Below are 17,851 nucleotides of genomic sequence, written 5' to 3' on the forward strand. Positions count from 1 at the left end.
TGACAATTAAATGGAAGTGAACTGGCAGGAAGTGCTGTTCCAATTTCTTGGAGGCTTAGGTATTTTCCTATTCGCAATTAAGTATATGGGGGATGGATTGCAAAAAACTGCAGGGGACAGACTCCGTGCAATCTTAGACCGTTTTACAACTAACCCATTTATGGGCGTTCTTGTCGGTATTATTGTAACTGTTTTAATCCAATCCAGTTCGGGTACTACAGTTATTACTGTAGGACTGGTAAGCGCAGGATTCATGACGCTCCGTCAGGCAATCGGTGTCATTATGGGTGCCAATATCGGTACGACGGTGACTGCGTTTATTATCGGTTTAGACGTTGGGGCTTATGCATTGCCTATCATGGCGATCGGTGCGTTTCTTATTTTCTTCATTAATAAAGCTAAAGTCAAAAACTTGGGAGAAGTTATTTTTGGTTTTGGTGGCTTGTTTTTAGGTTTGGAGTTAATGAGTAACGGAATGAAACCTCTGCGTTCGTTGGAAGCTTTCTCAGACTTCACGCTGGCGATGAGTGAACATTCGTTGTTAGGTGTAGTAGCCGGAACAATTTTTACATTAATCGTCCAAAGTTCCAGTGCGACTGTCGGGATTTTACAAGGTCTATACGCGGAAGATTTAGTTACAATGAAAGCGGCATTGCCGATACTTTTCGGTGATAATATCGGAACGACGATCACGGCCGTTCTTGCTTCTATTGGTGCATCCGTAGCGGCTAGACGGGCTGCTGCTACACATGTTTTATTCAATATTGTCGGTACAATCATCTTCATGTTGCTGCTCATTCCGTTTACGGCATATGTGGAATGGGTGTCTGGCGCCCTGAATTTAGAAAGTAAGATGCAAATTGCATTTGCTCACGGCTCATTTAACATTGCGAACACAGTACTGCAATTTCCTTTCATTGGTGCCTGGGCGTATCTCGTCACCCGTTTGATTCCTGGGGAAGACGTGACGATCGAATACAAACCGAAGCATCTTGACCGGCATTTCATTACACAGTCGCCGGCAGTTGCGATTGGACAGGCAAAAGAAGAAATTATCCGAATGGGAGATTTCAGTGTGCAAGGACTGCAGCAATCATTCGAGTATTTGAAAACAGGACAGAAAAAACACGCTGAAATGGCTTATCAGATAGAAGATGCCATTAATAATCTCGATCGGAAAATCACAGATTACTTAGTCGAGATTTCAGCTGTAACCGTATCCCCAGCGGAATCCGGCCGTCATGTTATGTTGATGGACAGCGTACGGGATATCGAACGGATCGGTGATCACTTCGAAAACATTATTGAATTAATTGATTTGCGTGAGACGAATAAATTAAAACTAACAGATGGTGCGATCGATGATTTGACAGAGATGTTTACTCTGACGATCGAAACGGTCCAAAAAGCTATTGAATCTTTGGATAAAAATGATACTGGATTAGCGCGGATGGTTTCCGAGAAGGAAGATTTGATTGATAATATGGAACGTCGTTTCCGTAAAAATCATATCGTTCGTTTGAACGGAGGCCAATGTAGCGCACAAGCAGGTATGGTATTCGTAGATATCGTTTCTAATTTGGAACGGATCGGGGACCATGCGGTGAATATTGCGGAAGCGATCTTAGGAAAGCACGCATAATGAAGAAGGAGTGACAGTTTATGATATGGATCGGTTGGATCGTAGCTATTTTGATGTTTTGTATAGCATTCGCCGGACTTATCTATCCGGTCATTCCTTCTGTTGTTTTTATACTGGCCGGTTTCTTGTTGTATGGCGTCATTGTTTCATTCGAAGAGCTTACGTGGCTGTTCTGGGTAATAGAGGGGTTGTTTGTGATCTTGCTGTTCGGAGCAGATACGGTTGCGAATCTCGTAGGTGTCAAACGCTTTGGGGGCAGTAAGGCAGGGATGTGGGGCAGTACGATTGGCTTGCTGATCGGTCCATTTGTTATTCCGGTCGCTGGTATTTTAGCTGGCCCATTTCTTGGGGCGATCGTGGCGGAATTACTCGTTACGCGCTCGGGTCTCAAACAAGCGTTCAAGACGGGAGTAGGCTCTGTTGTCGGTTTTCTGACATCTGTGGTAGTAAAAGGGACCGTGATGGGAATCATGATTGCTATTTTTCTGTTTTTTCTCCGTTAATAGTCCATTTTCTTTGAATGCTGACTCATATTTTGATAATGTGAATAGGTAGGGCAAAACAGATATAACTAGAGGAGGAATGGAAAATGGCTTACAAATTACCAGAACTACCATACGCTTATGACGCGTTGGAGCCACACATCGACAAAGAAACGATGAACATCCATCACACAAAACATCACAACACGTATGTAACTAACGTGAACAATGCACTAGAAGGTCATGACGAACTTCTTAGCATGCCGGTTGATGAATTGGTTGCAAACTTGGACAAAGTTCCAGAGGACAAGCGTACAGCAGTCCGCAATAATGGCGGTGGACATTCTAACCACTCATTCTTCTGGCAAATCCTTTCTCCAAATGGTGGCGGAAATCCTAAAGGGCAGGTTGCTGAAGCAATCGACAAGAAGTTTGGTAGCTTTGACGCGTTTAAAGAAGAATTCGCAAAAGCTGCAACAACACGCTTCGGTTCAGGTTGGGCTTGGCTCGTTCTGAACAACGGTGAGCTTGAAGTAACTTCTACGCCAAATCAGGATTCTCCTTATATGGAAGGCAAAACGCCTTTACTAGGTTTGGATGTTTGGGAGCATGCGTACTACTTGAACTACCAAAACCGTCGTCCTGATTATATTTCAGCATTCTGGAACGTAATCAATTGGGATGAAGTTGAAAAGCGTTACCAAGACAATAAATAATTGAAACCTGACACACATCTGATTCGTCAAGATGTGTGTTCTTTTATGGGTTCATGATATACTGAGGCATACATAAAAAAATATAGAAAGGAGATTCCCGTTGAAAAAGACAACAAGAAAAGCAGATCAGGCGAAAGCCCGGCAACGTAAACATATTGCTTTTCGAATGAACTTTCTTTTCGTGGCAATTTTCGTCCTTTTCTCCTTGCTCATATTCCGGCTAGGTTATCTGCAAATTGTAAAAGGGGAAGATTATACACGGATGCTTGAGCGAACGGAAGAAATTGCCGTCAATACGAGTACGCCGCGAGGAAGAGTTTACGATCGAAATGGTCAAGTACTTGTAGACAATGAACCGAAAAATGCAATTACCTATACGAAAACTTCATCTACTTCTACTGCAGATATGTTGGAGCTCGCAAGGAAGTTATCGAAGTTAATCGATCAAGATACAAAGCGAGTGACAATGGGAGATAAGCGTGATTTCTGGATCTTGCTCAACCCTGAGAAAGCTGCTGAGAAAGTATCAAAAAAAGAACAAAGCAGTATTGGTAAGGACGATAAAAAATCTAAAAAAGATATCCAGAGGGAAATCAACCAATTGACGAGAGATCGGATCACAGACGAAGAAATCAATTCGTTATCGGATGAAGACATCAAGGTCCTGGCAATTTATCGAGAAATGATGGCAGGATATGCCTATTCGCCTCAAATTATTAAGAGTGATGGAGTGACCGATAAAGAATTTGCGGTCGTTTCGGAACGGCTGAATGAATTGCCCGGCGTCAATACGACGACGGATTGGGACCGTGTCAAGAAATCGGATAGCGCAATTCTCGGTTCTACAACGAGTCCAGTAGAAGGGATTCCACGTTCCCATTTAGATTATTTCCTAGCCAGAGGTTACTCTCGTAACGACCGGGTCGGCAGAAGTTATTTGGAAGCTTACTATGAAGATCTATTAAAAGGGCAAAAGACCATCGTAAAAAACATTAAGGACCGCACGGGTAAAGTGATTGAAACCAAAACGGTGAAAGAAGGAGAGCCTGGTAAAGATCTCATCTTGACAACGGATAGTGAACTGCAAAAGGCACTGGAAGAAGTCGTGTCCAATAAATTATTGAAATTGAAGCGGAATGCAAGTGCAGGTGCACTGGAGTCTGCCTTTCTTGTCATGATGGATCCGAATAATGGTGAAATCTTATCGTTGGTGGGCAAAAAAGTCGTAAGAGACGAATCGACTGGCCAATGGGCAATTCAAGATTATACTTTTGGCACGTTCACTTCTGCTTATGAAGCGGGCTCAACTGTAAAATTGGCTACCATGCTAACAGGCTACAGTGAAGGGGCTATCCGAATCGGAGATGTCAAAATTGACGAACCGATCCGAATCGGCCGCACGGTAAAACGATCCCTATTTAATCAGAACGGCCGGGTCGCACTAAATGATATTCAAGCTATTGGGCGTTCGTCTAACGTCTATATGTTCCGGATTTCTTTTGCATTAGGTGGTGCAAGTTATCGACCAGGTCAGGCGCTGCCGATTGACAAAAAAGCGTTTGACACATTCCGTCAAAATTTCGCTTCATTCGGCTTAGGCGTTAAGACGGGTATCGATTTGCCGGGAGAATACACAGGTGTGACGGGTACTGAAACAATCACAGGTAAACTGATGGACTTTGCGATCGGTCAGTTTGACACCTATACGCCGCTGCAACTGGCGCAATATGTTGCCACAATTGCAGCAGACGGTAATCGAATCGCCCCGAAAATTTTAAAAGAAATTCGCGAGCCTTCACCAGACGGAGAGTTTTTTGGAAATTTGGTAGAAGAAACTCCTGTAAAGGTTCTCAATCATATTAACAATACACAAGCTGAAATCGATCAAGTGAAAAAAGGAATGCATTATGTATATTATGGTTCGAATGGAACAGCTTCAGGATTATTAAAAGGGGCTTCCTATGATGGGGCGGGGAAGACGGGAACGGCACAGTCGTTTTATTATACTGGTAATAAATCAAATCCAGTCATTCCGACAATCAATTTATCCCATGTTGGCTATGCACCTGCCGAGAATCCACAAGTTGCTTACTCTGTAATGATTCCATATATTTCAACGAATACAAGACGCTATCCTTCTGCGACTGCCAGTGAAATCGTCCGAGAAGCACTCGATATATATTTTGACCTGGAAAAAGAGAGAAACTCAAAAATCCCCAATTCTTCTCCGGATATCAAAATCAAGAAAGCTCCAGAAGACGAATAAAAAACAACCTCCTGTACTCACAGGAGGTTGTTTCATTTTGTCAATACATCGGCCATCTCTTTAAAACTCATGTCAGAGTTCAATTCAAATGTGCCGATCTGGATTTTTCCGGCATAACCGTTTTCTTTCATATACGTATCGAATTTCGATGCATCTTCTATTAAATGGGCACGTTCGAGCGTCCCGGATAAATCTGCTGAACTGGATCCAGCTTGCACAGCAATTTTCTTTTTGATGACGGTTGTTTCAACTTCTTTCTTGGGCTCTTGCTGATCAACTGGTTTAGTTTCCGAAGCAGTTTCTTTGTTTGGTTCACCTTCAGACGTCAAGGTTTGGGATATGGCCAATTCTTTCTTAATAACTTCCAATTCTTTTTGAGTTGCCGTCAATTCTTGTTGTAAGGATGCTTCCGTTGTTTTCGGTAAATTGTCAACGGTATATAAAATACCGCCTGCCAGCAAACAACCGATGCCTACCGAGCGAAATGCTTCTTTGATCATGTGCGCACTCCTTTTGAACGGAGTACAGCAGCCACTTCATCTTCCTGCATGGAAGCTCTTTGTGCAATCTCAGACATTGTATAGCCTTGACTGTGTAAAGAAGTGATCTGATTGACGATAATTGCGTGAACAGGTTTTTTCGGGGAAGCCGTGTAACTTTCTGTCATAGGCGGGGCAACCATCAACTCATCTTCGAGCACCCGCACCCTTTTCTTTAGATTACTTGTTTCCTGATGAAGACTGACGGAAACCTTTTCCAATTCATCTTCATATGTACGAGTGGGGTTCCCTACAAAGAAAGAAGCCAAGACAGCCAGCAGCCCGATAATGAGTAAAATTAAGGCGATATCCATTTCGTTTCCCTCCAAAATAACTAGAGTTTCCTTCATAATACCATAGCGACCCGGCGAATGAAATTTCAATCTTTCTGCTGTACAATGAAAGAAAATATGCTATAATTTATAAGTCGTATAAATCATGCTCATATTTAATCTTATATCTATCGCTAATGAGTGGGAGGGACAGTAATGCGCGTAAATATTACACTCGCTTGCACGGAATGTGGAGAGCGCAATTATATTTCAAAGAAAAACAAGCGTAACAATCCAGAGCGTCTTGAAATGAAAAAATATTGCTCACGTGATCAAAAACAAACTTTGCACCGTGAAACGAAATAATTAGTGAAACCAAAACCTGCTTCGGTTTTGGTTTTTTCTTACGGGAGGTAAAGCAGTGGAAAAGCAAAAACTTCGCGAACAGGTTTTAAAGCAATTACATCAATTAAGTCCATCTGATCACGAACAGAAATCTGCTCTGATACAGAAACGCGTTCTTGCTTCGGATGAATTTAAGTATGCCAAGACGATCGGGATCACGCTTTCTAGATTTCCGGAAGTGGCGACGCATCATTTGATTGAATTCGCTTGGCAGTGCGGGAAACGAATTGCTATCCCGAAGTGCATCTCTTCGACGAGGGAAATGGACTTTCGCTTAATCGACTCCTTTGACCAGACTGAAGTCGTCTATATGGATTTAAAAGAACCGTGCGTCGATCTGACGGAATCTGTCCCTCCTGAAGAGATTGACTTGCAAATCGTACCGGGTGTTGTCTATTCACCGGAAGGTTACCGTATTGGTTTCGGTGGCGGCTATTACGATCGGTATTTGGCAGGATATCCATTTCAAACGATATCACTAGCATTTGAACGACAAATACTGGATAATGTAATTAGGGAGCCGCATGATTTTCCTGTATCATATCTTTATACAGAAGATCGTATCATAGACTGTCAGAAAGCTCGTGAGATGAATGAATAGTTTCTACGATGTCCTCCAATTGTTAAAAAGATTCGGAGTCATTATCTATACAGGCAATAAGAAGCAAGACAGCATACTAATGGAGTCTGAAATAAAAGAGTTATTTGATCATCAATTTATTGATCAGCAAACATATATGCAAGCTGTTTTAGTATTGCGAAAAGAACAAAAAAATGATAGTTTCCCTAACAAATTATAGGAGGATCGACTCATTCCCGGTGGTATTTGAAACTTTTCTTTCAGTCAACCGTCTATCTGTTAGGCAACTATCAATTATGCTTTTGCATAAATGGGACCGGATTATATTCGAGCTTGCCTGAAAAGCTCCTGTAAAAAATCCGTAATGTGCGCCAAAGGCTTTATCTGAGTTCAGCAAGCGTTTGAGCATCCACTGAACAGTAACAAAATCGCATTCACTTCATTACCTATAGAGGTGGGAGTTTTCTGCTGAATTTAGATAAATAACACTACAACTCTTTATTAGATATGAAAGGAAGAGAAGGAATGAGAAAATTCGAATGGCCAAAGCATTCCGTACTCATTATCGCCGTGATTGCAACTTGGTTGACTACTTATATCGGGTATCTCACCAGTTTTAATATGAAGATCGATAATGCGATGCAACAGTTTATATTATTTATTAATCCACTAACATTCCTGTTGTTTGTGTACGGAATCGCCTTGTTTATCAAAAAAACTAAGACAAGAAATCGATATATAGTAACAGTTAGTTTGCTGACATCGATTATTATGTTCAGTAACGCTGTGTTCTATCGCTTTTTCACAGACTTTATTACACTGCCATTGCTATTCCAAACGAATAACTTTGCAGATTTGACTTCATCAATTACAGAGAACATGAGATTTCTAGATGTGTTCTTCTTCACAGATGTCATCATTGTCTTGCTGGCAATTCGCTTCATACCACAAGAGCCGGTTCAAGTAACAGGGCGAAAAGTGGGGCGTAAAGTCTATTTCGCGGCGGCAGCTACATTGCTGATGTTCAACTTGGCGATGGCAGAAGCACAGCGTCCACAACTTCTGACTCGAAGCTTTGACCGTGAGTTGCTTGTGAAAAACATCGGGACGTATAATTATCATCTCTATGATCTATTTGTCCAATCGAAATCACACGCACAGCGAGCTTTCGCAGATGGAACTGAGTTGACGGAAATAGAGAACTATGTAAAAGCCAATCACGCGCAGCCGGATCCTGAAATGTTCGGCGTGGCAAAGGACCGGAATGTTATCATCGTTTCACTGGAGTCCTTGCAGAACTTTGTGATCAACAATGAAATGGACGGCCACGTGATTACGCCGTTCTTAAACGAATTAACAAAAGACAAAGACACATTTTACTTTAATAACTTCTACCACCAAACAGGGCTTGGTAAAACATCCGACTCTGAGTTTATCGTAGAGAATTCACTATATGGTCGTAACGGAAGTGCAGTATTCTTCACACACAGCGGCAATACGTACGATTCCCTATCCAATCGCTTGGGTGAAAATGGTTATTCCACAAGTGTTATGCACGCGAACAGCAAAAGCTTCTGGAACCGCGATATCATGTACAAAGCAATGGATATTCAAAAGTTCTATGACGTGGAGAGCTACTCAATCGAAGAAGGTCAAGCTGTTAACTGGGGTATGAAAGATATTCCGTTCTTTGATCAATCTGTAGACTTGATGAAAGATATGAAGAAGCCATTTGCTACACGAATGATTACGTTGACGAACCACCACCCGTTTGACTTGGATGAAGAAGATAAGTTGATTCCTGAATACACTTCGAATTCCAATACATTGAATAAGTACTTCCAAACTGTTCGTTATATGGACGAAGCAGTGAAAGGGTTTTTTGAGGACTTAAAAGAAAATGGCTTGTATGATAATTCCATTATTATCATGTACGGAGACCACTACGGAATCTCCGAAAACCATAATAAAGCGATGGGTATGTACATGGATAAAGAAATTACACCTTTCGATAATGCGGAGCTGCAGAAAGTTCCTATGTTCGTTCACATTCCGGGTTACGGAAAAGGGAAAGTAATGGATGAACTTTCAGGGCAGCTCGACTTGCGTCCTACAATTCTTCACTTATTAGGTATCGACACGAAAGCAGATATGCAATTTGGATCTGACGTGTTTTCACCAGATCACGAACCGTTTGTCATATTCCGTGATGGCCGATTTGTGACAGATAAAAACATCTACACTCAGGAAGTCTGCTATGATATCGAAACAGGAGAGCCGACAGATGAAGCGCAATGTGAGCCGTATGTAGAGCGTGCCACAACTGAGTTAAATTACTCAGATACGGTCATCAATGGCGACTTGCTTCGTTTCAAAGATCAGAAAGATGGCAGTCCGGAGATGAAAGAGAGAGAATAAGTTGATGGAGCTGCGCGGTCGCCTATGCCGCGCAGCTTTTTTCATTTTCATTTAATACATCTTGAAAAGGGGAAACGTTTTGAAGCAGACAATCATAATGATCTTACTAGCTCTTTTTCTGGTGGGCTGTGAGCAAAATGAAATAGAGAATACGGAAGAAAAGAACCCGCTTGTGGTTGATGAAGAAGTATTGTCTGTTAAAACATTGAAAACATCCGAGGAGAACTTGCGGTTTGTGGCGGGCTGGCTTGACGATATGAATATAGCTTATGTAGATCATCATGATGCAGAAGACCGTCTTCAGGTATTCAACTTAAAGACGGGAGGAATACATACGATCTATACGGATGCTTCGATAATTTCTGAAGTACTGATACATCGATCAAAAAAACAACTGCTTGTCAAAACATCAGATACTTCTACAGAGGCGAATATGACTGTGATAGATACAGAAGGCCGAGTGCTGGATGAATTAACTGTCGATTCGTCGGAACTTGAGATTCAGTGGAACGATGCAGAAGCGTCCAAACTGTTGATTTCTGCTTTTCGAGAAGACTGGAGTTATCAGGTTTTCCTATATGACATGAGTGAAAAATCTTTAGAACCTATCGAATTGACTGATCCATTTCCACAATGGATGGGAGAAGATCAGCTCGTTTACCTAGAAGACACTACTATAGTAAAGGAATCGCTTCAAACGAGTGAGAGAAGTGAGCTAGTCACCGAGGTTAATCGCTTTCATGCTTCATCAGAACAACTAGTTGTGGAGATACCTGACGAAGAACAAACACGCTTTACTGTTCTCGATGCAAATGGGGAAGAGAAGCATTCATGGCAGGCTGAACATCCATCGGAAACAATGGAGGATGTTGAATTCACAGATGACGATAATATTATTATGTCAACTAATCTTTCGTCCGATGATCAAGATGGTATGTCTACAATGGTTCAAGTCATAGATGGGGAAGCGATAAAGCGATATGATCCTGAGGTGGAAGGCGGTCTGCTGAATTGTTCACCAGACGGCGGAACGTGTCTTGTAGGCTACCGTATGGATACACTGATTGATCTAGAGACGGGAGGAACCACACAGTGGTTGCAACTCAATGAAGTGGAACCGGTGATTGAAACAGCAGAAGCAATAACGGAAGAATAAAAAATAAGGACATCCTCCAGTATAGAGGTGTCCTTATTTTTTGGAACTGATTATTTGTGTAGCTGTGGCGGGTATCCTGAATATATAACGGTAGCAATTGTAAAGCCTCCGATAACGACAACAGTTACCACATTGAAAATTATACTTAATACATTCCGCTCTTTAAAAGCTTGGACCGTTCCAAAGACTGCTAAGATTGCAATCAATCCAAAAATGACGACCAATAAGTTCATTGAGTAGACACTCCTTTCAACATTGAAAAAATGAATGCCGTATAGCGATATTCCTCCTCTATTGTACTGTTAAACAAACGTTTTGTCGAGATTAAATAATGACGATTGTTTGAAATATGAGCAAGGTTTCATTAATATTAGAAAAAGAGGTGAGTTAATTGAAGATACATATACATCCATTAGGTCCAATTCAGACAAATTGTTATGTAATTGAAGATGAAGAGAAAAATTGTTTGGTGTTTGATCCGGGTGAAGAAGGCGAGGCATTGCTTTCTGAACTGCAAAAGTTATCACTAAAGCCTGTCGCGATCATGCTGACCCATGCACATTTTGACCATATTGGTGCAATCGAGACGATTCGAAGTGCATACGATATCCCGGTCTACGTGCATGAAGCTGAAAAAGATTGGCTAGGCAACCCGCAGCTGAACGGATCAGGGAAATATCCGATGTTCCCGGACGTGATTTGCAAACCGGCCGATATTTTATTGAAGGATGAAAAAAACCTGCAAGTGGGGCCTTTCACGATGGAGGTCCGCCATACGCCGGGCCATTCGCCTGGAAGCGTGTCCTATGTCTTTGCAGACGAGGGATTCGCCATTGTGGGGGATACGCTATTTAGAGGTAGTATAGGGCGTACCGATCTTCCGGGAGGTCATACAGAAACGCTTTTGTCTTCTATCCACAACGAATTATTATCATTAGATGAAGAATTGATGATTTATCCGGGACACGGCCCGGCGACGACACCTGGTATCGAACAAGATCAGAATCCGTTCCTGCATGGATTTTAAAGCAAAACAAAAAACAGCTCTCGTGATGAGGCTGTTTTTTGTATGTACGGATTAGTGTCCTCCACCTGGTACATGAATAAATATGGAATAGTAACTGAAACCAACCATGAAGATCATTAAGTATGCTCCGAATAAGTACATGTACATACGCTCTGAAAGTTTCAAGTATCCAAGTAGTACGAAGAAGATAGTGCTTGCGACTAGCAGTAAAGAAGCAGGAATCATGTGTCCAACATAGAACATGACCGCAAAAATACCTGTCCAGAATCCGCAAAGTTTGAACATATTATCCATCTACGCGTCCCTCCTTCACAACAATACAATAAGCTCTTATCCATTATAATAGAACGTCAGCCTAAAAGTAAACTCCAATCAATTTCACATTGTGACAAAAAAGTGTACTTGTTTCGGTGACTTAGACATTAGCTATCCTCAGTATAGCAGAACCATCCAATAAAAATAATATGAAAATTCATTTTCTCTGTGATTTTGAGTTCTGAAAATACATTTTGTCCTCTTATTCACGATGATAATTAAATTATCTTAAATGAATACAATTTTCCAACAATTCATTTCCAATGTATACTCCTGCGTAAGATGAAAAGTGGTCTTTCATCATACGGAGAAAGGGGAGAATTATGGAAATTATAGCGAATCCAATAGAAAAAACGTGTTTTCAGTTACTGGAGAAAGCAATTCATTTAGAGGCTACAGATATCCATTTTGTGCCGACCGCTGAAGGTTATGATGTGACCATTCGCAAGCATGCATTATTCTCGAAAATTGGCCAATTCCCTCATACATTAGGCGGCCGTTTGATTTCGTTTTATAAGTTTTTATCTTCGCTGGATATTAGTGAACAACGCCGGCCTCAAAGTGGCTCCTTTCATCGGTCGTTCTCTGACTACAACTTTTCTTTTCGTATATCAACCATTCCGTCTATTCAATTGCGGGAAAGTGTCGCCATCCGTATCCAGAAACATGACAAGGTTGTACCCCTTCAAGATTTGTGTATAAATCCCCAGTGGAGCAGACAATTATCAGAAGCTGCTGCTCATAAGCAGGGATTATTTCTTGTCACCGGCCCGACTGGTTCAGGCAAAACGACGACATTGTATTCACTGACGGCTCATTGTGTGAACGAGTTAAAGCGCCATGTGATTTCATTAGAGGATCCAGTGGAGAATAAGCACAGCCATTTACTGCAAATCCAAGTGAATGAAAGATCCGGCATTACATATTCTGCCGGATTGAAAGCTATTTTACGGCATTCGCCTGATGTCATCATGATTGGTGAAATACGGGATGCAGAAACAGCCAAAATTGCGGTAGAAGCTGCTTTGACAGGGCATCTCGTACTCAGTACGATCCATGCGAAAGATCCGGTAGGCTGTCTTTATCGATTGCTTGATCTAGGAGTTCACTTAGAAGAACTTAGACAAACGCTCATCGCGATTTCCGCCCAGCGCTTGATTACAAAGCAAACAGGCGAAACAGCCGCCATTTTTGAAATTTTGCAAGACCCATACATCGAACAAGCGGCAGAAGCAATCTCGAAAGGACATCGTTTTTCAATGCCATCTGAACGAAAAATCGATATACAGTCAGCTTTCTATGAAAGAGTGCTAAACAATGGTGTCTAAACTTCTTGGCAGACGTTCGCCTAAGAAAAAGCTGGTGAAGCCTGCAGAGTTTTTGCATAGACTATCTGTTTTGCTGCGGGAAGGTTACACGTTTCATGAAGGACTGATTCTTATCTTGCCTTATCATTCAAAAGAATACGAAAAGAAATTGGCGAAAGTTGAATCCGAATTAAAAATGGGTTTCGGTGTCTCCTATATATTAAAAAGCTTGGGATTCAGCAAAAGTATTATGTTGCCGATTGTCATTGCAGAAGTCGATGGAAATTTAGTTCGCGCTTTGGACGAAGTGGCAATGCGTGTCAACCGTACCGCTGAAAAGCAAAAACAACTACGTAAACTGCTAGCCTATCCCGCTGCTTTATTTTCACTTTTATTCGCGTTGTTGGTTGCTTTTCGCCAGTTTTTCCTGCCGAACTTTGAAGCATTAACTTTGATGCGTGCTAGTCAAGAATCTGGTGTGGTCCGGTATTTACCTCGACTGGTTTCCTCTATACCGGATTTAATTTTGCTCCTGATAACGACAGCAGGTATTGCAATGTTGGGCTTGAGAATCTGGTTGAAGAAACTGACAGCTGAGCAAATGCTGAAGCAGCTTTTACGTGTTCCCGGGCTTGGCCCTTTTTATAGTGCGATGAAGACGAGAGATTTCGCTAACGAGCTAGGCAGTTTACTACAATCCGGTTTGTCGCTGCAAAGCGCACTGAATGTCTTGGTAGAGCAAAAAGAAGATCCTATTTTATCTGCAATATCAGGACAGCTGAGTGCCCACGTCATCTACGGGGAACCATTGCATGAAGCCATTCGGTTAACAGATGGTCTCTCCAGTAGCTTAGCGGATTTTGCGAAACATGGTGCAGACAGTGGATATTTACCGAAGGAGTTACTGATTTACAGCCAGCATACAAGCGAACAGTTAGAAGAGAAGATGAACAAAGGAATTGCTGTTTTGCAACCAGCCTTATTTGGCATACTGGCCGTTTGTATCTTACTATCCTATTTGTCGATCCTACTTCCTGTTTACCGCATGATCGATAGTATTTAAAGAGGAGGAAATAGAATTGGTAAAAAGATTTTTAAAGAACGAACAAGCTTTCACTCTAATCGAAATGATGATCGTTTTACTTATTATTACTATTTTAGTTCTTATTGCTATACCAAATGTCACAAAACATTCGAAATCAATAGATGAAAAAGGCTGCGGTGCTTATGTAAAAATGGTGGAAGGACAAATACAAGCGTATAAGATGGACGAAAAGAAAACTCCTAGTTTAGCAGATCTCACGTCAAAGGACTATTTACCCGAAACTCCGGTTTGCCCGGATGGTAGCTCATTAGAAATCGATGCGGAAGGTAAAGTGAAGGTTGCAAAGGCAGGAGGATAAACGCATATTGCAAGGAGAACAGGGTTTCACATTCCTGGAGCTTTTACTCGTTCTTTCCATCATCGTTATATTAACTGCGGTCATTCTGCCGTTCAGTGAAAAACGTCTCCTCCAGGTGACTGAAGAAGACGCATTGAAATCGTTTATGGTGGCAGTCCATGAGACGCAGTTGTATGCCATTACGCATCAAGAAGCTACTCGAGTTGAGTTTAGGGATGAAGGAAATGGTTATAGGGCGTATAGAAGTGATAGGACGATATTATTAGAAGGCAAATTTCCAGAAGGAATGATGAAAATCCCGAACGATGGTTTAAGAGATTTGAGTTTTAGTCCTTCCGGGAATATGTCTCCGACAGGCAAAATCAAGATTCGAACAAAAAAATCCGGGCAGAAAACAATCAGTTTTCAGTTTGAAAGGGGAAGGATGATGATCAGTGGATGAAAAAGGACAATCTTGGCCGGAAGCGATGCTGTCCTTAGTAATTATCCTGGTGATTTTTAGCTCGCTCTTGCCTATGGCTACGAAGTTAACATCCTCTGTCCTTATCAAGAAAAACGCCATGATTGCCGCCGAAACAAGCTTTCAGGCTGCCATTCATTTTCGGGCAAACGGCCAGCTTTCAGGCAGCAGAACGCATGAAGGCCGTGACTATCATTGGACGGTGTCTGGCGGAGAAATCTGCGTAACGTACGAAGAAGTACGAGGCCTTGGCAGTAAATGTGTGAACCTATGAAGAATCTGGATGAAAAAGGGTTTTCATTATTCGAGAGTATAATTCATTTGATGATTTTTTCTATCCTTATCCAGTTAACGGTTCTTTTCTTTTATTGGAAAGCACCTATTGAAACGAGTTACCAGAATGATTTTCTAGGTGAGTGGGAGTTATTCTCTTTAGAACTCCAGCAATTATTAGAAGAAGTGGAGTTTGTCGCAGTACCTACAAGTACTAGTGTCTCGTTTGCAACGGAGAGGGGGTTGGTTACCATTCAAGTATACCAGCAGCTGATTCGAAAGCTCGTAAATGGACAAGGCCATGTACCTTTATTGATTGGTGTGAAATCATGTGAATTTATAGTGGATGGCAATCGCTTGCACGTATCTGTAGAAAAGGTTGACGGGACCAAGAAAGAAAGGACGTTTGCCATTGGATTATATACAGAATGAAAAAGGAGGGATGTTTGTTTTTGCCATTGTCCTATTATTTTTCGTTAGCCTCTTTCTTTTCTCCCTCGTTTCATGGCATGATAGTCTTTATGGAATATACGATTCTCTCGAACGCTATTATGAGCGAGAAGCAGTCGAATTAATGAAACGGGATGGATGAAAATGAAAAGGATTTACTTAGTAGGATTTATGGGGTGCGGGAAAAGTGCGATTGGTAAAAGACTTCATACGCTCACAGACATTCCATTCTATGATATGGATCATGTAATTGCAGATCAGATGCAATTGACGATACCTGAAATCTTTAATCAATATGGAGAACCATACTTTCGTCAATTAGAAACTGAGTTTTTGCGCTCGTTTCCTGAAGAGTTTTGTATCGTCGCAACAGGTGGGGGCGTGGCAGTAAAAGAAGAAAATATACAGCTTATGAGAGAAAGCGGCATGGTGTTTTTCTTAAATGCCTCGTTCCGGGATATTTGGCGAAGAATATCGACTGATGTCAATCGGCCAATTGTTCAACAATCTTCGCGAATGGAGCTAGAGACATTGTACAAGAAGCGAAAGCCTAAATATTTGCAGGCCAGTCATTTCACAGTAGAGACGACTGGGAAGTCATTGACAGAAATTGCAGAGTATATTATCTTTCAAATAGAAAGATATCAATAATTATCAAGTTAGAAGGCGAATGATGATTGGGATATTTTGATTATCATTCGCCTTCTGAGCACTTTCAGAAATAGATTGCGCTTTCTTATAATTAATGTTAAGATATCAGTGACAAGTAAGTTAATGAAATAATGCGAATGATTGCATGGGGAGAGCGCGCATTGGGCGCCGCCGAAGGAGCAAGTAACGAATGTTATGAATCTCTCAGGTAAAAAAACGCATGCAGGACGCATCTCTGGACAAGACCGAAGAAGTTTTCAGGCAAAAGGACAGGGGTTCTCTTATCACAGGGGACCTCTGTCCTTTTTGATTGAACTACTACATACTGATCGATCATCTTGACATCAGCGTCGATCAGACAATGAAGGAGGAAACAGATTGACGAATCAATTATTGCGCACCCCGTTATTTGAAAGTTACAAAAAATATGGAGGTAAGACCATCGATTTTGGAGGTTGGGAATTACCTGTTCAGTTTTCGAGCATTAAAGCTGAACACGAAGCAGTTCGTACAAAAGCGGGTTTATTTGATGTTTCTCATATGGGTGAAGTGCTGGTCAGCGGAAGCGGAGCTCTGGAGTATTTGCAAATGCTCGTCACAAATGATGTATCGAAACTAGCGATTGGTCAAGCTCAATATACAGTGATGTGTAATGAACAAGGCGGCACCATCGACGATTTTTTAATTTATAAGTTAGCGGAAGATCGCTATTTGTTAATTGTCAATGCTTCCAATATCGATAAAGATGTTGCTTGGATGGAACAGCAGAAAACAGAGGATGTTGTCATTGACAATCAATCCACGGATTATGCATTATTGGCATTGCAGGGTCCGGAGGCTCAGACAGTGCTGCAAAAACTGACAGATCAAGCTTTAGAAGAGATTAAATTTTTCCGATTTAAAGAGCATGTACAAGTGAGCGGAGAAGACGTACTCATTTCACGCACAGGCTATACCGGGGAGAATGGGTTTGAAATCTATGGGGCACCACAAGCCATTCAAGCATTATGGCCGAAGATTTTACAGGCGGGTGAAGCGGAAGGTGTCGTGCCTGCAGGACTTGGCGCCCGGGATACTTTGCGTTTTGAAGCTGGACTTCCATTGTATGGTCAAGAACTGTCGGCTGATATTTCACCTCTGGAAGCCGGACTTGGTTTCGTAGTGAAATTAAACAAAGAGGTTGATTTCATTGGAAAAGATGCATTAAAGATGCAGAAAGAGCACGGCTTGCTTAGGAAGCTTGTGGGACTTGAAATGATTGATAAAGGAATTCCGCGCACAGGTTATAAAGTTTTTTCGGACGGTCTGGAAATCGGTCAGGTGACGACGGGTACTCAATCTCCTACATTAAAGAAAAATATCGGATTTGCATTGCTGGCTATCGATTATACAGAACTTGGAACTGAGGTAGAAGTCGAAGTCCGTGCAAAGCGGTTGAAAGCTAAAGTGGTTGAAACACCTTTCTATAAAAGATCATAAGGGAAAAGGG

Annotated in this window: 22 protein-coding genes and 1 riboswitch; of the genes, 18 read left to right on the plus strand and 4 right to left on the minus strand. The window is 41.7% G+C overall.

What is annotated here, in order from left to right; translation table 11 throughout:
* Window positions 1–10: 10 nt before the first annotated feature.
* From B5D59_RS01075 to B5D59_RS01090, 4 genes are all read left to right on the plus strand, one after another.
* Complete coding sequence (locus B5D59_RS01075) at window positions 11–1,642, plus strand: Na/Pi cotransporter family protein (RefSeq protein ID WP_078816542.1); 1,632 nt, start codon at window positions 11–13, stop codon at window positions 1,640–1,642.
* 20 nt (window positions 1,643–1,662) lie between these two features.
* On the plus strand, window positions 1,663–2,145 hold the full coding sequence (locus B5D59_RS01080; RefSeq protein WP_078816543.1) for a DUF456 domain-containing protein: 483 nt from the start codon (window positions 1,663–1,665) through the stop codon (window positions 2,143–2,145).
* 86 nt (window positions 2,146–2,231) lie between these two features.
* Window positions 2,232–2,840: a superoxide dismutase gene (locus B5D59_RS01085; RefSeq protein ID WP_009496832.1), complete on the plus strand. Its 609-nt coding sequence runs from the start codon at window positions 2,232–2,234 to the stop codon at window positions 2,838–2,840.
* A 100-nt stretch (window positions 2,841–2,940) separates the two neighbouring features.
* Window positions 2,941–5,106 carry a peptidoglycan D,D-transpeptidase FtsI family protein gene (locus B5D59_RS01090; RefSeq protein WP_009496830.1) on the plus strand — a complete coding sequence of 722 codons (2,166 nt, stop codon included), beginning with the start codon at window positions 2,941–2,943 and terminating at the stop codon, window positions 5,104–5,106.
* A gap of 32 nt (window positions 5,107–5,138) precedes the next feature.
* Here the strand turns inward: B5D59_RS01090 and B5D59_RS01095 are convergent, their stop codons facing one another.
* Complete coding sequence (locus B5D59_RS01095) at window positions 5,139–5,606, minus strand: endolytic transglycosylase MltG (RefSeq protein ID WP_009496829.1); 468 nt, start codon at window positions 5,604–5,606, stop codon at window positions 5,139–5,141.
* The gene (locus B5D59_RS01100) at window positions 5,603–5,959 is read right to left on the minus strand and encodes a hypothetical protein (RefSeq protein ID WP_040758120.1); all 357 of its coding nucleotides are present in this window, start codon (window positions 5,957–5,959) and stop codon (window positions 5,603–5,605) included. Before B5D59_RS01100 ends, B5D59_RS01095 begins: the two co-directional genes overlap by 4 nt.
* Before the next feature lie 174 nt (window positions 5,960–6,133).
* Between B5D59_RS01100 and rpmG the strand changes: the two genes are divergently transcribed.
* From rpmG to B5D59_RS01125, 5 genes are all read left to right on the plus strand, one after another.
* On the plus strand, window positions 6,134–6,283 hold the full coding sequence (gene rpmG, locus B5D59_RS01105) for a 50S ribosomal protein L33 (protein ID WP_009496827.1): 150 nt from the start codon (window positions 6,134–6,136) through the stop codon (window positions 6,281–6,283).
* A gap of 55 nt (window positions 6,284–6,338) precedes the next feature.
* Complete coding sequence (locus tag B5D59_RS01110) at window positions 6,339–6,923, plus strand: 5-formyltetrahydrofolate cyclo-ligase (protein WP_009496826.1); 585 nt, start codon at window positions 6,339–6,341, stop codon at window positions 6,921–6,923.
* Window positions 6,916–7,122, plus strand: coding sequence for a YqgQ family protein (locus B5D59_RS01115; RefSeq protein WP_009496825.1), 207 nt, complete (start codon window positions 6,916–6,918; stop codon window positions 7,120–7,122). Before B5D59_RS01110 ends, B5D59_RS01115 begins: the two co-directional genes overlap by 8 nt.
* 305 nt (window positions 7,123–7,427) lie before the next feature.
* Entirely contained in the window at window positions 7,428–9,320 is a 1,893-nt protein-coding gene (locus B5D59_RS01120; RefSeq protein WP_078816544.1) for an LTA synthase family protein, read from the plus strand.
* A 79-nt stretch (window positions 9,321–9,399) separates the two neighbouring features.
* A complete protein-coding gene (locus tag B5D59_RS01125; RefSeq protein ID WP_078816545.1) occupies window positions 9,400–10,476 on the plus strand; it encodes a YqgU-like beta propeller domain-containing protein in 1,077 nt (358 codons plus the stop codon).
* Between the two features lie 50 nt (window positions 10,477–10,526).
* On the opposite strand, the gene B5D59_RS01130 is transcribed toward B5D59_RS01125, so the two are convergent.
* Window positions 10,527–10,709 carry a DUF2759 domain-containing protein gene (locus tag B5D59_RS01130; RefSeq protein ID WP_009496822.1) on the minus strand — a complete coding sequence of 61 codons (183 nt, stop codon included), beginning with the start codon at window positions 10,707–10,709 and terminating at the stop codon, window positions 10,527–10,529.
* Between the two features lie 158 nt (window positions 10,710–10,867).
* On the opposite strand from B5D59_RS01130, the gene B5D59_RS01135 reads away from it, so the two are divergent.
* Complete coding sequence (locus B5D59_RS01135; RefSeq protein WP_078816546.1) at window positions 10,868–11,503, plus strand: MBL fold metallo-hydrolase; 636 nt, start codon at window positions 10,868–10,870, stop codon at window positions 11,501–11,503.
* 51 nt (window positions 11,504–11,554) lie between these two features.
* Here the strand turns inward: B5D59_RS01135 and B5D59_RS01140 are convergent, their stop codons facing one another.
* The gene (locus tag B5D59_RS01140) at window positions 11,555–11,797 is read right to left on the minus strand and encodes a DUF2626 domain-containing protein (RefSeq protein WP_009496820.1); all 243 of its coding nucleotides are present in this window, start codon (window positions 11,795–11,797) and stop codon (window positions 11,555–11,557) included.
* A 344-nt stretch (window positions 11,798–12,141) separates the two neighbouring features.
* Here B5D59_RS01140 and comGA point away from each other — a divergent pair, with 344 nt between their 5' ends.
* The 8 genes from comGA (at window position 12,142) to gcvT (ending at window position 17,841) form a co-directional block, all read left to right on the plus strand.
* Window positions 12,142–13,146 (plus strand): competence type IV pilus ATPase ComGA, encoded by a 1,005-nt coding sequence (gene comGA, locus B5D59_RS01145; protein WP_078816547.1) that lies wholly within the window; start codon window positions 12,142–12,144, stop codon window positions 13,144–13,146.
* Window positions 13,136–14,188 carry a competence type IV pilus assembly protein ComGB gene (gene comGB, locus B5D59_RS01150; protein ID WP_078816548.1) on the plus strand — a complete coding sequence of 351 codons (1,053 nt, stop codon included), beginning with the start codon at window positions 13,136–13,138 and terminating at the stop codon, window positions 14,186–14,188. The genes comGA and comGB overlap by 11 nt, the downstream gene beginning before the upstream one ends.
* A 16-nt stretch (window positions 14,189–14,204) precedes the next feature.
* Window positions 14,205–14,528 (plus strand): competence type IV pilus major pilin ComGC, encoded by a 324-nt coding sequence (gene comGC, locus B5D59_RS01155; protein ID WP_009496817.1) that lies wholly within the window; start codon window positions 14,205–14,207, stop codon window positions 14,526–14,528.
* Window positions 14,529–14,535: 7 nt separating this feature from the next.
* Window positions 14,536–14,970 carry a competence type IV pilus minor pilin ComGD gene (gene comGD / locus B5D59_RS01160; protein ID WP_040758117.1) on the plus strand — a complete coding sequence of 145 codons (435 nt, stop codon included), beginning with the start codon at window positions 14,536–14,538 and terminating at the stop codon, window positions 14,968–14,970.
* Window positions 14,963–15,262: a hypothetical protein gene (locus B5D59_RS01165; protein WP_009496815.1), complete on the plus strand. Its 300-nt coding sequence runs from the start codon at window positions 14,963–14,965 to the stop codon at window positions 15,260–15,262. Before comGD ends, B5D59_RS01165 begins: the two co-directional genes overlap by 8 nt.
* On the plus strand, window positions 15,259–15,693 hold the full coding sequence (comGF, locus tag B5D59_RS01170; protein WP_009496814.1) for a competence type IV pilus minor pilin ComGF: 435 nt from the start codon (window positions 15,259–15,261) through the stop codon (window positions 15,691–15,693). The genes B5D59_RS01165 and comGF overlap by 4 nt, the downstream gene beginning before the upstream one ends.
* Window positions 15,694–15,855: 162 nt before the next feature.
* Window positions 15,856–16,362 (plus strand): shikimate kinase, encoded by a 507-nt coding sequence (locus B5D59_RS01180; protein ID WP_040758116.1) that lies wholly within the window; start codon window positions 15,856–15,858, stop codon window positions 16,360–16,362.
* Window positions 16,363–16,499: 137 nt separating this feature from the next.
* Window positions 16,500–16,592, plus strand: a riboswitch (glycine riboswitch).
* A gap of 148 nt (window positions 16,593–16,740) precedes the next feature.
* Window positions 16,741–17,841 carry a glycine cleavage system aminomethyltransferase GcvT gene (gene gcvT, locus B5D59_RS01185; RefSeq protein ID WP_078816551.1) on the plus strand — a complete coding sequence of 367 codons (1,101 nt, stop codon included), beginning with the start codon at window positions 16,741–16,743 and terminating at the stop codon, window positions 17,839–17,841.
* Window positions 17,842–17,851: the final 10 nt, after the last annotated feature.

The sequence above is a fragment of the Sporosarcina newyorkensis genome, assembly GCF_900167515.1.
GTDB classification, from domain to species: domain Bacteria; phylum Bacillota; class Bacilli; order Bacillales_A; family Planococcaceae; genus Sporosarcina; species Sporosarcina newyorkensis.